The organism is Pseudothauera rhizosphaerae, assembly GCF_004801305.1.
Classification (GTDB): Bacteria; Pseudomonadota; Gammaproteobacteria; order Burkholderiales; family Rhodocyclaceae; genus Pseudothauera; species Pseudothauera rhizosphaerae.
The window spans coordinates 184042-196654 of sequence record NZ_SSOD01000006.1; the positions used below are offsets into that span (position 1 = coordinate 184042).

Genomic DNA, 12613 nt, shown 5'->3' on the forward strand with positions numbered 1-12613 from the left:
CAAAGGGCACCGTCGTCAAGGAGATCATCATGAGTGCCAATACCCTTCCCCTGGATCTGTTCAAGGCCAACCTCGAACTCCAGTTGCGTGTCAGCCGCCTGCTGCTGGAAAACGGGCAGCGCTGGCTGGAAGCCGCTTCGCGCTCGGGTGCCGACAGCCTTGCCGAGTCCGGCGAGGAAATCGAAAACCTGCTCAAGACCGAAGACTGGCAGGCTCTGGCCACCCTGACTCCCCAGGCCTTCTGGACCCAGATCCAGCAGCGCATCGAGGGCACGCAGGCCGCATTCCAGCAGCGCATCGAAAACACGCGGGCGGTATCCGAGGTCGCAGCCGGCAACCAGGCCGCCTTCACCGAGGGCCTGCAGCAGGCCGCCCAGGACTGGCAGAAGACGGTCACCGAGGCCTTCGAAGGCGTCGGCCCCGTGCCGCAACCGTTCCAGAATCTGATCGAGCAATGGGGCGCCGCATGGACGGCCCCCCGCAAGAGCAAGGCCACGGGGGCCAAAGGAGGGACGGGCCGTGGCAACTGAGCGTCGCACCGCACTGATAACCGGCGGCATGGGCGGACTGGGCCAGGCGATTGCGCGCGTGCTGCACGATGCGGGGCATACCGTCCTCGTCACCCATTCACCGGGCAACAGCCGCGCCGATGCCTGGCTGCAAGGCCAGGCCGCCGCCGGCTATGAATTCCAGGCCTACGGCGTGGACATCGCGGACAAGGCCTCGTGCCGGGAACTTGGGCACAAGCTGCGCACCGCCGGCCATCACGTGGACATCCTGGTCAACAACGGCGGCATCACCCGCGACGTCACCTTCCGCAAGATGAGCGAGGACGACTGGGACGCGGTGCTGCGCGCCAATCTGGACTCGGTGTTCAACGTCACCCGGCAGGTGATCAACGACATGACCGAGCGCCACTGGGGCCGCATCGTCAACATCTCGTCCATCAACGGCAACAAGGGCCAGTTCGGGCAGACCAACTACTGCGCCGCCAAGGCCGGCATGCACGGCTTCACCATGGCGCTGGCGCAGGAGGTGGCGAACAAGGGCATCACCGTCAACACGGTGTCGCCCGGCTATCTCGACACGAGGATGGTCGCCGCCGTGCCGCGGGACGTGCTGGAGTCGCAGATCATCGCGCGCATTCCGGTGGGACGCCTCGGCAGGCCCGAGGAAGTCGCCGCGCTGGTCGGCTTCATCTGCAGCGAGGAAGCCGCATTCATGACCGGCAGCAACGTCTCCATGAACGGCGGGCAGCACATGCACTGAACGGCTGCACGTCGCGTCGCGGACGGGTTGCGCGAGCGACCCGCTCCCTGCCCGTCCCTTTCGAACACCCCATGCAGGCAAGAGGCTCGACCATGATCCAGCCAATGGCAGCATTGCTTCGTCCCCCCGAACACCCCGTCCCCAAAAGAGGTTCGACCATGAGCGACATCGCCATTCTGGCGGCCACCCGTACCGCGATCGGCAGCTTCCAGGGCAGCCTGTCCGGCCTGCCCGCCCCGGCCCTGGGCGCCGCGCTGATCCGCAGCGTGCTCAAGCGCACCGGCATCGCGCCGGAACACATCGACGAAGTCATCCTCGGCCAGGTCATCACCGCCGGCAGCGGCCAGAACCCGGCCCGCCAGGCGGCGATCCAGGCCGGCCTGCCCCATGCGGTGCCGGCATTGACCCTCAACAAGGTCTGCGGCTCGGGCCTGAAGGCCGTGCATCTGGCCGCCCAGGCCATCCGCAGCGGCGACGCCGAGCTGATCCTGGCCGGCGGCCAGGAGAGCATGAGCCAGGCCCCCTACGTGCTGCCCAGGGCGCGCACCGGCCTGCGCCTGGGCCATGCGCAACTGGAGGACAGCCTGATCCGCGACGGCCTGTGGGACGCCTTCAACGACTACCACATGGGCGTCACCGCCGAGAACCTGGCCGAGCGCTACGGCCTGACCCGCGAACAGCAGGACGCCTTCGCCGCCGCCTCGCAGGAGAAGGCCGCCGCGGCCATCGCCGCCGGCCGCTTCAAGGACGAGATCACCCCGATCGCCCTGCCGCAGCGGCGGGGCAGCCCGGTGGTGTTCGACACCGACGAGCAGCCCCGCCCCGGCACCACCGTGGAGGCGCTGGCCCGGCTCAAGCCGGCTTTCGAACAGGAGGGCACGGTGACCGCCGGCAACGCTTCTACGCTCAACGACGGCGCCGCGCTGTTGCTGCTGGCGAGCGCCGAGAAGGCCTGGAGCCTGGGCCTGCCGGTGCTGGGCTGGATCAAGGCCCATGCCAGTGCCGGCGTGGACCCGGCGGTGATGGGCCTCGGCCCGGTGCCGGCCACCCGCCGCGTCCTGGAAAAGGCCGGCTGGACGCTGGACGAGGTGGACCTGATCGAGGCCAACGAGGCCTTCGCCGCCCAGTCCCTGGCGGTGGCCCGCGAACTGGCCTGGAACCCGGCCCGGGTCAACGTCAATGGCGGCGCCATCGCCCTGGGCCACCCCATAGGCGCCTCCGGCGCGCGCATCCTGGTCACCCTGATCCACGAACTGCGCCGCCGCGGCGCCCGCAAGGGCCTGGCGACGCTGTGCATCGGCGGCGGCCAGGGCGTGGCGCTGGCCGTGGAAGCGGCCTGACCCGGACCGTCGACGACTGCGGTCCGCCTGTGGCAACCCATAAGAAGAGGTTTCATTCGATGCCCCGCCCGAAGACCTGCGCATTCCCTGGTTTGATCCTCTGCACCGCCGTAAGCGCCTTGTCCCCGGCGCCAGCCGACGCCCAGACCCTGCCGGACCCCGGCCACCGCTTCTACGTGGACGCGGGCACCACGGGGGGCGGCGATCCGGCCCATACGGCGGCGCTGGGCATGCTGATTCCCAGTTCGCTGCTTCCCGCGATCCCGCGCAGGGCCGGCCCCCTGTCCCTGCATTGGGACATCTCCCTGGCCCATTGGCGAACGGATCGCGTGCAGGGCGGGCATCACCAATTCACGCAACTGACCGGCATGGGCGTGTGGCGCCATCCCATCGGCGGGGCGGACACTTCCTGGTTCGTCGACCTGGGCCTGGGCATCACCCTCTTCGACCGGCTCTACAGGTCCGGAACGGACAGGTTCAGTACCGCGTTCCAATTCACGGAAGCGATCGGGCTGGGTTACCGCTTCGGCGAAGGGAACGCCTATGAAGTCTCCGTGCGCGCCCAGCACATCTCCAACGCCCGCATCAAGAAGCCCAATCCGGGGGAGAATGTCGTCCGCTTGCGTTTTGCCTGCCGATTCTGACTTTACAGGCCGGGTCCTCCATACTGAACGCGATCCACAACCACTCGACTACCGGGGCAACGACAGAGTGCCGACCCATGAGTGAAACTCCGTTCGTCCGCAGCGCGGATTCCGCCGCATCGACGGTCCCCATGCTGCACATCGGCGGCGACTGGACCCTGGACCACTATCGCCCGCTCGCCGCGCGGCTGGACGCACTGCGGGCCCAACTGCGGGCCGACACCCGCATCGACATCGCCGCCCTCGGCGCCCTGGACACGGCCGGCGCCAGCCTGCTGTTCGAACTGCTCGGCCAGGAACGCCTGCGGACTGTGCTCGCCGACGCCACGCTGGCGCCGGAGCGCCGCGCGCTGCTGCAGGCGGTCGCCGGCGCCCTGACCGGCCCCGTTGCCGAAGCGCCGCGCCGCAGTGGTTCCGCCATCGGCGACGTGCTGGAACACGTCGGCATCGCCACCGGCATCTTCTGGCGCAACCTCACCGGGCTGCTCGGCTTCATCGGCATCACGCTGGAATGCGGCCTGCGCATCCTGCCGAGGCCCTGGCGCTGGCGCCTCACCTCGCTCACCGCCAACCTGGAAAAGACCGGTCTCGACGCGGTGCCCATCGTTGCGCTCCTCACCTTCCTGGTCGGCGCGGTGGTGGCCTTCCTCGGCGCCACCGTGCTCGCCGACTTCGGCGCCAGCATCTTCACCGTGGATCTGGTCGCTTTTTCCTTCCTGCGCGAATTCGGCGTACTGCTCACCGCCATCCTGGTGGCCGGCCGCACCGCCAGCGCCTTCACCGCGCAGATCGGCTCGATGAAGGCCAACGAGGAAATCGACGCCATCCGCGTGATCGGCCTCGACCCGGTGGAACTCCTCGTGCTGCCGCGCGTGGCCGCGCTGCTGATCGCGCTGCCGATACTGACCTTCATCGCCATGCTCGCCGGCATCGTCGGCGGCATGCTGGTGTGCGCGCTCACGCTGGACATCTCGCCGACCATGTTCCTCTCCATCTTCGAGAACGACGTCAGCCTGCGCCACTTCCTGGTCGGCATGGCCAAGGCGCCGGTCTTCGCCTTCCTGATCGCGGTGATCGGCTGCCGGGAAGGCTTCAAGGTCGCCGGCAGCGCGCAGTCGGTGGGCGAGCACACCACCTCGGCGGTGGTGCAGTCCATCTTCGTCGTCATCCTGGTGGACGCGGTGGCCGCGCTCTTCTACATGGAGATGGGCTGGTGAGCGGCGAACGGGAAAACGGCGGCAACGTCATCGAGGTGCGCGGCCTGCGCAACCAGTTCGGCACACAGGTGGTGCACGAGGCGCTCGACCTGGACGTGCGGCGCGGCGAGATCCTCGGCGTCGTCGGCGGCTCGGGCACCGGCAAGTCGGTCCTGCTGCGCACCATCGTCGGGCTGAACCGGCCGGCGGCCGGCAAGGTGCATGTGTTCGGCCACGACCTGCTGACGCTGCCTCCCACCGCGCGCTCGCGGCTGGAGCGGCGCTTCGGCGTGCTGTTCCAGAAAGGGGCGCTGTTCTCCTCGCTGACCGTGGCCGAGAACGTGGCCCTGCCGCTGATCGAGCACGCCGGCCTGCCCGCGCCGGAAGCCGCGCGGCTCGCCGCCCTCAAGATCGCGCTCGCCGGCCTGCCCGCCAACGCCGGCGACAAGTACCCCGCCGACCTTTCCGGCGGCATGGTCAAGCGCGCCGCGCTGGCCCGCGCACTGGCGCTCGATCCGGACATCCTCTTCCTCGACGAGCCCACCGCCGGGCTGGACCCCATCGGCGCCGCCGCCTTCGACCGGCTCATCCTCACGCTGCGCGACGCGCTCGGGCTCACGGTGTTCATCGTCACCCACGACCTGGACACCCTCTACACCATCATCGATCGCGTCGCCGTGCTGGCGCAGAAGCGCGTGCTGGTGAACGACAGCCTGGCCGCCGTCGCCGCCACCGACGACGCCTGGATACACGAATACTTTCACGGCCCGCGCGGCCGCGCCGCAATGCAAGCGGCTCAGGCCGCCCCCGCACAGGAGAGCACCTGACATGGAAACCCGCGCCCATCACATCCTGATCGGCCTCTTCACCGTCATCGTCGTCGGCGCAGCGCTGGCGTTCGCGCTATGGCTGGGGAAGGTCGACAGAGACAGGCAGTTCCACCACTACGACGTGGTCTTCGAAGAAGCCGTGGCCGGGCTGTCCAAGGGCAGCACGGTGGAGTTCAACGGCATCAAGATCGGCGAGGTGGATAGCCTGCGTCTGGACCCGCAGGATCCGCGCCGGGTGCTGGCCCGCATCCGCGTGGACAGCGAAGCGCCGATCCGCACCGACACGCGGGCACGCCTCGCGCCGGCCGGCATCACCGGCATCTACACGATCCGCCTCACCAGCGGCGACGACCCCGGCAGCAAGCCTCTGCGGCCGCTCGATGGCGAAGTGCCGGTGATCGTCGCCGAGCCCTCGCCGCTCACCAAGCTGATGGCCGAGGGCGGCGATGTGATGCTCAACGTCAACGAACTGCTGATCCAGGCCCGCGCGCTCTTCTCCAGCGAGAACGCCGCCGCCGTCGGCCGCACCCTGCAGCACCTCGAACAGACCGCCGGCACGCTGGCGGCCCAGCGCGAGGACATGGGCGAGGCCCTGCGCCAGCTCGCGCTCGCCAGCGCGCAAGCCAACGGCATGCTTGCCGAGGCGAGGAGGATGCTCGGCACCACCAACCGCCTGCTCGACGACCAGGGCACGCAGACGCTGGAAAGCGCGCAGCGCGCCATGGCGGCCTTCGAGCAGACCATGCAGCGGGTGGACGGACTCGTCGCCGACAACCGCAGCCAGTTCGACAGCGGCATGCGCGGCATCGCCGAACTCGGCCCCGCGGTCTCCGAGCTGCGGCGCACCCTCGCCTCGCTGCATTCCATCACCCGCCAACTGGAGAACAGGCCGGCCGACTACCTGCTGGGCCTCGAATCGACAAGGGAATTCCAGCCATGAACTTCGTCTCGATCCGCCGCCCCTCGGCTGCGCTCGCCCTCCTCGCCGCCGCGCTGCTGCCCGCCTGCTCCGTCCTGCCCAAGGCCGAACCGGTGGACCTCTACCTGCTGCCGGCCACCGCCGCGCCGGCGGCAGGGGCGCCCGCGCTGGAGCTCGCGCTGCGGGTCAGCCGGCCGGAGGCCGCCCGCCACCTGGCCGGCCAGCGCATCGTGGTGCTGCCCGACGGCGACCGGGTCAGCGTCTACAAGGGTGCGAGCTGGAGCGCCCCGGCGCCGGTGCTGCTGCGCAACCGCCTGCTGGACGCCTTCCGCGCCGACGGCCGCATCGCCGCGCTCAGCAGCGACGACCGGGCGCTGCACGCCGATCTCGAACTCGTCAGCGACCTGCGCGCCTTCCACAGCGAATACCGCGACGGCACACCCGAAGCCGTGATCCTGCTCGACGTGCGCCTGGTGGCGCCGGACACCCAGCGCATCCTCGCCAGCCGCCGCTTCGAGGTCCACCAGCCCGCGTCCGGCACCGGGGTGGCGGAGGTGGTGCGCGCCTTCGGCACCGCCGGCGACGCGCTGTCGGCCCAACTGGTGGCCTGGACGCTGGAACAGGCCACCCTGCAGGGACGCTGAAGAGGAGGCCGCACGCGCGGCCCCGTCACGTCTGCCCTTTCACGCTGAGGAGAGTCAATGGAGCCAGCCGGGATCATGCAGGCCACCGTTATGCGACCCGTCGAGATCGACGGTTTCGTCACCTTCACCCTGGCGATCCTGCTGCTGTTCATCGGCAAGGGATTGACCGCGCGCATCGGCTGGCTGCGCCGCTACAGCGTTCCGGAGCCCGTCGTCGGAGGAATGTTCTGCGCGGCCGTCGTATGCCTGCTGTACTACGGTTTCGATGTCCGCGTGGACTTCACGCTGGAGGCGCGCGACACGCTGCTGTTGTACTTCTTCGCGGCCATCGGCCTGAACTCGGACGTCAAGATGCTCGGGCACGGCGGGAAGGCGCTGGTCGTGCTGATCGTGCTGGCGAGCAGTTTCATGTTCCTGCAGAACCTGGTCGGCATGGCCGTTGCCGGTGCCTTCGGCATGGATGCACGCGCCGGTCTGATGGTCGGTTCAATCTCGCTGACCGGCGGCGTCGGCACCACGATGGCCTGGACGCCCCACTTCGTCGAGCAGTTGGGCATCGCCGGCGCGGGCGAGATCGGATTGGCCGCCAACATGATCGGCATGATCGCCGCATGTGTGATAGGCGGCCCGGTGGCGGGCTACCTGATGCGGCGCCACCGGCTCCAGCCCTCGCACGACGCCGGCCTGGAAATCGGCGCCCTGCACGAGGACGAGTTCAGCAAGCGCATCGACTACCATGGTGTCCTGCTCGCGATGCTGTGGCTCAACCTCACCCTGATGCTGGGGCACGGCGTGAGCGCACTGATCGCGTCGACCGGCCTCAATCTGCCGCAGTTCGTCGGCTGCCTGATGGCCGGCATCGCCCTGCGCACGATGGGCAATCTGTTCAGGCCGAACGGCGGCCGGCTGTGGAACTGGCAGAGCATGCAGCCCGGCGTCGCGCTGATCTCCGACGTGAGCCTGGGCATCTTCCTCACCATGGCCCTGATGGGGCTGCAGCTCTGGGTGCTACAGCCCATGCTGGGCTTCATCGGCACGGCCATGGTGCTGCAGATCCTGCTGGTGATCGTGTTCACCGTGCTGGTGGTGTTCCGCTGGATGGGCCGCGACTACGAGGCGGCGGTGGTGTGCGCCGGCTTCGGCGGCATCAGCCTGGGCTCCACGGCCACCGCCATCGCCAACATGAGCGCGGTGACGCGCGAATACGGCAACGCGCCGCGGGCCTTCATCGTCGTGCCGTTGGTGTGCGGTTTCTTCATCGACCTGGTCAATGCCCTGGTGATCGGATCGATGGCGGGCTGATCCCGGCTGCGGACAGCCAGTCCAGCGCGCCCTGGCCCGCCGCGCGGCCGGAAGCGAAGCAGGCGGTGAGGAGATAGCCGCCGGTGGGCGACTCCCAGTCCAGCATCTCGCCGGCGCAGAAGGTGCCCGGCCGGGCTTTCAGCATCAGGTGTTCGTCCAGCGCCTCGAAGGCGATGCCGCCCGCCGTGCTGATCGCCTCGTCGATGGGACGGGTGGCCGACAGCGTGATCGGCAGCGCCTTGATGGCCGCGGCCAGCGCGGCCGGAGCGGCGGGCAGGGGACGGCCCAGCACTTCGTGCAGCAGGGCCGCCTTCAGGCCGGCCAGTCCGAGCTGGCCTTGCAGGTGGCTGGCCAGCGAACGGCTGCCGCGGGGACGGGCGAGCTGGGTTTCCACCCAGGCGGCGTCCCGCGCCGGCAGCAGGTCGAGGCGAATTTCCAGTTTCCCCGCCGCTTCCAGCGCATCCCGCAGCGGCGCCGACAGGGCGTAGATCAGGCTGCCTTCCAGGCCGGTGCGGGTCAGCAGGCATTCGCCGGTGCGGCCCTGCTGGTTCCCCTGCGCATCGGTGAAGGACAGGCCCACGTTCTTCAGGGGCTGGCCGGCATGGCGCTCGCACAAGTAGGCGGACCAGCCGCCGGCCACGTCGAAGCCGCAGTTGGCCGGCCGCAGGGGCGCGACCGGCACGCCGCGGGCGGTGAAGGGGGCGATCCAGCGCCCGTCCGCGCCGAAACGCGCCCAGGAGCCGCCGCCCAGGGCGAACACCACCGCGTCGGCCTGCTCCGCGTGTGGCCCGGCGGGGCCGTCGAACAGCAGCGCACCCGATTCGTCCCAACCCTGCCAGCGTTCGCGCACGTGGATACGCACGCCGGCCGCGCGCAGCCGATGCAGCCAGGCGCGCAGCAGGGGCGCGGCCTTCATGCCCACCGGGAACACCCGGCCGCTGGAGCCGACGAAGGTCTCCACGCCCAGCCCCTGCGCCCAGTCGCGCAGGTCCTGCGGACCGAAGGCCGCGAGCAGGGGTTCGATCTCGCTGCGGCGCGCGCCGTAGCGGGCAAGGAAATCGGCGGACGCTTCGGAATGGGTCAGGTTGAGCCCGCCGCGGCCAGCGAGCAGGAACTTGCGCCCGACCGTGGGCATGGCATCAAAAAGATCGACCGCCGCGCCGCCGGCCGCCAGCACCTCGGCGGCCATCAGCCCGGCCGGCCCGCCGCCGACGACGATGGCACGCGGCACGCCGGGCCTGCCCACGGGCGGCGTCACCCCAGCCGGCGCACCCGCGCGCCGAGGGCGGCGAGCTTGGCTTCCAGGCGTTCGTAGCCCCGGTCCAGGTGGTAGATGCGCTCGATGACGGTCTCGCCCTCGGCCACCAGGCCGGCGATGACCAGGCTGGCCGAGGCGCGCAGGTCGGTGGCCATCACCGTGGCGCCTTCCAGCCGCGCCACGCCCTGCACCACCGCGGTGTTGCCGTCGATGCGGATGTCCGCGCCCAGGCGCTGCAGTTCCACGGCGTGCATGAAGCGGTTCTCGAAGATGGTCTCGCGGATCATCGCCGCGCCCTCGGCCACGCAGTTGATGGCCATGAACTGGGCCTGCATGTCGGTGGGGAAAGCGGGATAGGGCGCGGTGCGCAGGCTCACCGCGGTCAGGCGCCGGGGCGCCTTGAGGCGGATGGCGTCGCGTTCGGAAGTAACCTCGCAGCCGGCGTCCATGAGCTTGTCGATGACCGCGTCCAGGTAGCAGGACGAGGTGTTGGTGAGGCGGATTTCGCCGCCGGTGGCGGCCGCCGCGCACAGGTAGGTGCCGGTCTCGATGCGGTCCGGCATGATGCGGTGGGTGGTGCCGGAGAGGCGCTCCACGCCGCGGATGCGGATCACGTCGGTGCCGGCGCCGGTGATGCGCGCGCCCATGGACGCCAGGCAGTTGGCGAGATCCACCACCTCGGGCTCGCGGGCGGCGTTCTCGATCACCGTCTCGCCGTCGGCCAGGCAGGCGGCCATCATCAGGTTCTCGGTGCCGGTGACGGTGACCATGTCGGTGAACAGGCGCGCGCCCTTCAGGCGCGGCACGCTGGCATGCACGTAGCCGTGCTCCACGCGCACGTCCGCGCCCATGGCCTGCAGGCCCTTGATGTGCTGGTCCACCGGACGCGCGCCGATGGCGCAGCCGCCGGGCAGGCTCACCCGCGCTTCGCCGCAGCGCGCCGCCAGCGGCCCCAGCACGAGAATGGAGGCGCGCATGGTTTTGACCAGTTCGTAGGGCGCCACCGGGTTGTCCAGGTCCGCGGCATCCAGCGTCACCGTGCCGGCGGCCGCGTCCCGTTCCACCTTGACGCCCATCTGGGCGATGAGCTTCAGCAGCGTGCCGATGTCGTTCAGTTGCGGCACGTTGGTGAAGGTGACCGGCTCGCGGGTCAGCAGCGCGGCGCACAGCAGTGGCAGGGCGGCGTTCTTGGCGCCGGAGATGGCGACCTCGCCCGCCAGGCGGGTGCCGCCCTCGATCAGCAGCTTGTCCATCAGAGGCCCAGCTCCTGGCGCACTTCGGCCCACTTGGCCGGGGTATAGGTCTGCAGTTGCAGGGCGTGGATATCGTTGCCCATGAGGCGGCCCAAGGTGGTGTACACGGCCTGGTGCTGGCGCACGCGGGGCAGGCCCTCGAAGGCACTGGAGACGACGATGCCGGTGAAGTGCACGCCGTCGTCGCCCTCGATGGCGACGTAGTCGCAGGCCATGCCGGCCTCGATCAGGCGCTTGATTTCTTGTGCTGGAAACATGGTGGTTCTCTGGTCAGGATTCAGGCCCGCAGCTTGTAGCCCCGGGCGAGCATCGCCAGGGTCAGGGCCGCGAGCAGCACGAAGGATACGCCCACCACCGCTAGGCTCAACCAAGGCGACACGTCGGACTGGCCGAAGAAGCCGTAGCGGAAGCCGTCGATCATGAAGAAGAAGGGGTTGGCGTGGGAGACCTGCTGCCACACGGGCGGCAGGGAGTGGATGGAGTAGAACACGCCGGAGAGCATGGTCAGGGGCAGGATGAGAAAGTTCTGGAAGCCGGCGAGCTGGTCGAACTTGTCCGCCCAGATGCCGGCGATGACCCCCAGCGAACCGAGGATGGCGCTGCCCAGCAACGCGAAGGCGAGGATCCACAGCGGATGGGCGAAGCCCAGTTCCACGAAGGGCAGCGCCACCAGCAGCACGCCGGCGCCAACGAAGAGCCCGCGCGCCACGGAGGCGATCACGTAGGCGGCGTAGAACTCGCCCCAGGACAGGGGCGGCAGCAGCACGAAGACGATGTTGCCGGTGATCTTGCTCTGGATCAGCGACGAGGAGCTGTTGGCGAAGGCGTTCTGCAGCAGGGACATCATCACCAGCCCGGGCACCAGGAAGCCGGTGTAGGCGATGTCGCCATACACGGTGACGTGGCGGTCGAGCACATGGGAGAAGATCAGCAGGAACAGCAGGGCATTGAGCACCGGCGCGGCCACGGTCTGGAAGCCCACCTTCCAGAAGCGCAGCACCTCCTTGTACAGCAGGGTGCGAAAGCCGGCCAGGCGGGATTCGCGCTGCTCAGGCACGCTGCATGACCTCCACGAACACGTGCTCCAGGTCCGGCTCGCCCAGTTGCATCTCCTGCAGCCCGGCGCCGGCCTCGCGCAGGCGGGCGAGCAGCGGCTCCACGTCGGCGTAGCTGTCGAAGGCGAACGCCACCCAGCCGTCCTCATCCGCGCGGCCGCCCAGCGCGACGCCGGCCTGCGGGTTGGCCAGGCGCGCCTGCAGCGTGTGGGTGGCGAAGCGCTCCAGCAGGTTGGCGGTGGTGTCCAGCGCCACCACGCGCCCGGCCTTGAGCATGGCGATGCGCCCGCACAGGGTCTCGGCCTCTTCCAGGTAGTGGGTGGTGAGCACGATGGTGTGGCCGTCGCGGTTCAGCTTGCGCACGAACTGCCACAGGCCCTGGCGCAATTCCACGTCCACGCCGGCGGTGGGTTCGTCGAGCACGATCACCGGCGGACGGTGCACCAGCGCCTGGGCGACCAGCACGCGGCGCTTCATGCCGCCGGAGAGCGCGCGCATGTTCACGTCGGCCTTGGCGGTGAGGTCCAGGCTGGCGAGGATCTCGTCTATCCAGTCGTCGTTGTGGCGCAGGCCGAAGTAGCCGGACTGGATGCGCAGCATCTCGCGCACGTTGAAGAAGGGGTCGAACACCAGTTCCTGCGGCACCACGCCCAGCACGCGGCGGGCGTTGCGGTAGTCGCCGACGACGTCGTGGCCCATGACCTCCAGCGTGCCGCCGTCCGGCCGCACCAGGCCGGCGAGCGCCGAGATCAGCGTGGTCTTGCCCGCGCCGTTGGGCCCGAGCAGGCCGAAGAACTCGCCCTGATGCACCTCCAGGTCCACGCCGGCGAGCGCCTGCAGGGCACCGTAACGCTTGGTGACCCCACGGACGCGAATGGCGGGCAACGACATCGGCCGGAGAGG

The 12613-nt window shown here is 69.7% G+C and carries 14 protein-coding genes; 9 read left to right on the plus strand and 5 right to left on the minus strand.

All coding sequences use genetic code 11. The features are described 5' to 3' along the window. The first annotated feature begins 29 nt into the window (after window positions 1-29). From E6O51_RS09660 to gltS, 9 genes are all read left to right on the plus strand, one after another. On the plus strand, window positions 30-530 hold the full coding sequence (locus tag E6O51_RS09660; RefSeq protein WP_136384778.1) for a hypothetical protein: 501 nt from the start codon (window positions 30-32) through the stop codon (window positions 528-530). After that, a complete protein-coding gene (gene phbB / locus E6O51_RS09665; protein ID WP_136384779.1) occupies window positions 520-1269 on the plus strand; it encodes an acetoacetyl-CoA reductase in 750 nt (249 codons plus the stop codon). The genes E6O51_RS09660 and phbB overlap by 11 nt, the downstream gene beginning before the upstream one ends. Window positions 1270-1427: 158 nt before the next feature. Then, on the plus strand, window positions 1428-2609 hold the full coding sequence (locus tag E6O51_RS09670; protein WP_136384780.1) for an acetyl-CoA C-acetyltransferase: 1182 nt from the start codon (window positions 1428-1430) through the stop codon (window positions 2607-2609). A 59-nt stretch (window positions 2610-2668) separates the two neighbouring features. Further along, window positions 2669-3253 (plus strand): acyloxyacyl hydrolase, encoded by a 585-nt coding sequence (locus E6O51_RS09675; RefSeq protein ID WP_136384781.1) that lies wholly within the window; start codon window positions 2669-2671, stop codon window positions 3251-3253. Between the two features lie 77 nt (window positions 3254-3330). After that, complete coding sequence (locus tag E6O51_RS09680) at window positions 3331-4470, plus strand: ABC transporter permease (RefSeq protein ID WP_136384782.1); 1140 nt, start codon at window positions 3331-3333, stop codon at window positions 4468-4470. Further along, window positions 4467-5276: an ABC transporter ATP-binding protein gene (locus tag E6O51_RS09685; protein WP_136384783.1), complete on the plus strand. Its 810-nt coding sequence runs from the start codon at window positions 4467-4469 to the stop codon at window positions 5274-5276. Before E6O51_RS09680 ends, E6O51_RS09685 begins: the two co-directional genes overlap by 4 nt. Window position 5277: 1 nt before the next feature. After that, window positions 5278-6219, plus strand: coding sequence for an MlaD family protein (locus tag E6O51_RS09690; protein WP_136384784.1), 942 nt, complete (start codon window positions 5278-5280; stop codon window positions 6217-6219). Further along, window positions 6216-6842, plus strand: a complete 627-nt coding sequence (locus E6O51_RS09695; protein ID WP_136384785.1) for an ABC-type transport auxiliary lipoprotein family protein — start codon at window positions 6216-6218, stop codon at window positions 6840-6842. Before E6O51_RS09690 ends, E6O51_RS09695 begins: the two co-directional genes overlap by 4 nt. Window positions 6843-6917: 75 nt before the next feature. Further along, entirely contained in the window at window positions 6918-8144 is a 1227-nt protein-coding gene (gene gltS / locus E6O51_RS09700) for a sodium/glutamate symporter (protein WP_230976753.1), read from the plus strand. Here the strand turns inward: gltS and E6O51_RS09705 are convergent. From E6O51_RS09705 to E6O51_RS09725, 5 genes are read right to left on the minus strand one after another with little or no spacing between them, the layout of a single operon-like run. Then, window positions 8110-9402, minus strand: a complete 1293-nt coding sequence (locus E6O51_RS09705) for a TIGR03862 family flavoprotein (RefSeq protein ID WP_269140102.1) — start codon at window positions 9400-9402, stop codon at window positions 8110-8112. The two genes, gltS and E6O51_RS09705, sit on opposite strands and share 35 nt — an antisense overlap. Next, a complete protein-coding gene (gene murA, locus E6O51_RS09710; RefSeq protein WP_136384786.1) occupies window positions 9399-10655 on the minus strand; it encodes a UDP-N-acetylglucosamine 1-carboxyvinyltransferase in 1257 nt (418 codons plus the stop codon). The genes E6O51_RS09705 and murA overlap by 4 nt, the downstream gene beginning before the upstream one ends. After that, window positions 10655-10912 carry a BolA family protein gene (locus E6O51_RS09715; protein WP_136384787.1) on the minus strand — a complete coding sequence of 86 codons (258 nt, stop codon included), beginning with the start codon at window positions 10910-10912 and terminating at the stop codon, window positions 10655-10657. Before E6O51_RS09715 ends, murA begins: the two co-directional genes overlap by 1 nt. 20 nt (window positions 10913-10932) lie before the next feature. After that, window positions 10933-11712 carry an ABC transporter permease gene (locus E6O51_RS09720; protein WP_136384788.1) on the minus strand — a complete coding sequence of 260 codons (780 nt, stop codon included), beginning with the start codon at window positions 11710-11712 and terminating at the stop codon, window positions 10933-10935. Next, window positions 11705-12601 (minus strand): ABC transporter ATP-binding protein, encoded by an 897-nt coding sequence (locus E6O51_RS09725; protein ID WP_136384789.1) that lies wholly within the window; start codon window positions 12599-12601, stop codon window positions 11705-11707. The genes E6O51_RS09720 and E6O51_RS09725 overlap by 8 nt, the downstream gene beginning before the upstream one ends. Window positions 12602-12613: the final 12 nt, after the last annotated feature.

Excerpts from the sequence above, each read along its gene's own strand:
- E6O51_RS09660 (WP_136384778.1), top strand. The coding sequence starts at position 30 with ATGAGTGCCAATACCCTTCCCCTGGATCTGTTCAAGGCCAACCTCGAA.
- E6O51_RS09670 (WP_136384780.1), top strand. The coding sequence starts at position 1,428 with ATGAGCGACATCGCCATTCTGGCGGCCACCCGTACCGCGATCGGCAGC.
- E6O51_RS09675 (WP_136384781.1), top strand. The coding sequence starts at position 2,669 with ATGCCCCGCCCGAAGACCTGCGCATTCCCTGGTTTGATCCTCTGCACC.
- E6O51_RS09680 (WP_136384782.1), top strand. The coding sequence starts at position 3,331 with ATGAGTGAAACTCCGTTCGTCCGCAGCGCGGATTCCGCCGCATCGACG.
- E6O51_RS09690 (WP_136384784.1), top strand. The coding sequence starts at position 5,278 with ATGGAAACCCGCGCCCATCACATCCTGATCGGCCTCTTCACCGTCATC.
- E6O51_RS09695 (WP_136384785.1), top strand. The coding sequence starts at position 6,216 with ATGAACTTCGTCTCGATCCGCCGCCCCTCGGCTGCGCTCGCCCTCCTC.
- gltS (WP_230976753.1), top strand. The coding sequence starts at position 6,918 with ATGCAGGCCACCGTTATGCGACCCGTCGAGATCGACGGTTTCGTCACC.
- murA (WP_136384786.1), bottom strand. The coding sequence starts at position 10,655 with ATGGACAAGCTGCTGATCGAGGGCGGCACCCGCCTGGCGGGCGAGGTC.
- E6O51_RS09715 (WP_136384787.1), bottom strand. The coding sequence starts at position 10,912 with ATGTTTCCAGCACAAGAAATCAAGCGCCTGATCGAGGCCGGCATGGCC.
- E6O51_RS09725 (WP_136384789.1), bottom strand. The coding sequence starts at position 12,601 with ATGTCGTTGCCCGCCATTCGCGTCCGTGGGGTCACCAAGCGTTACGGT.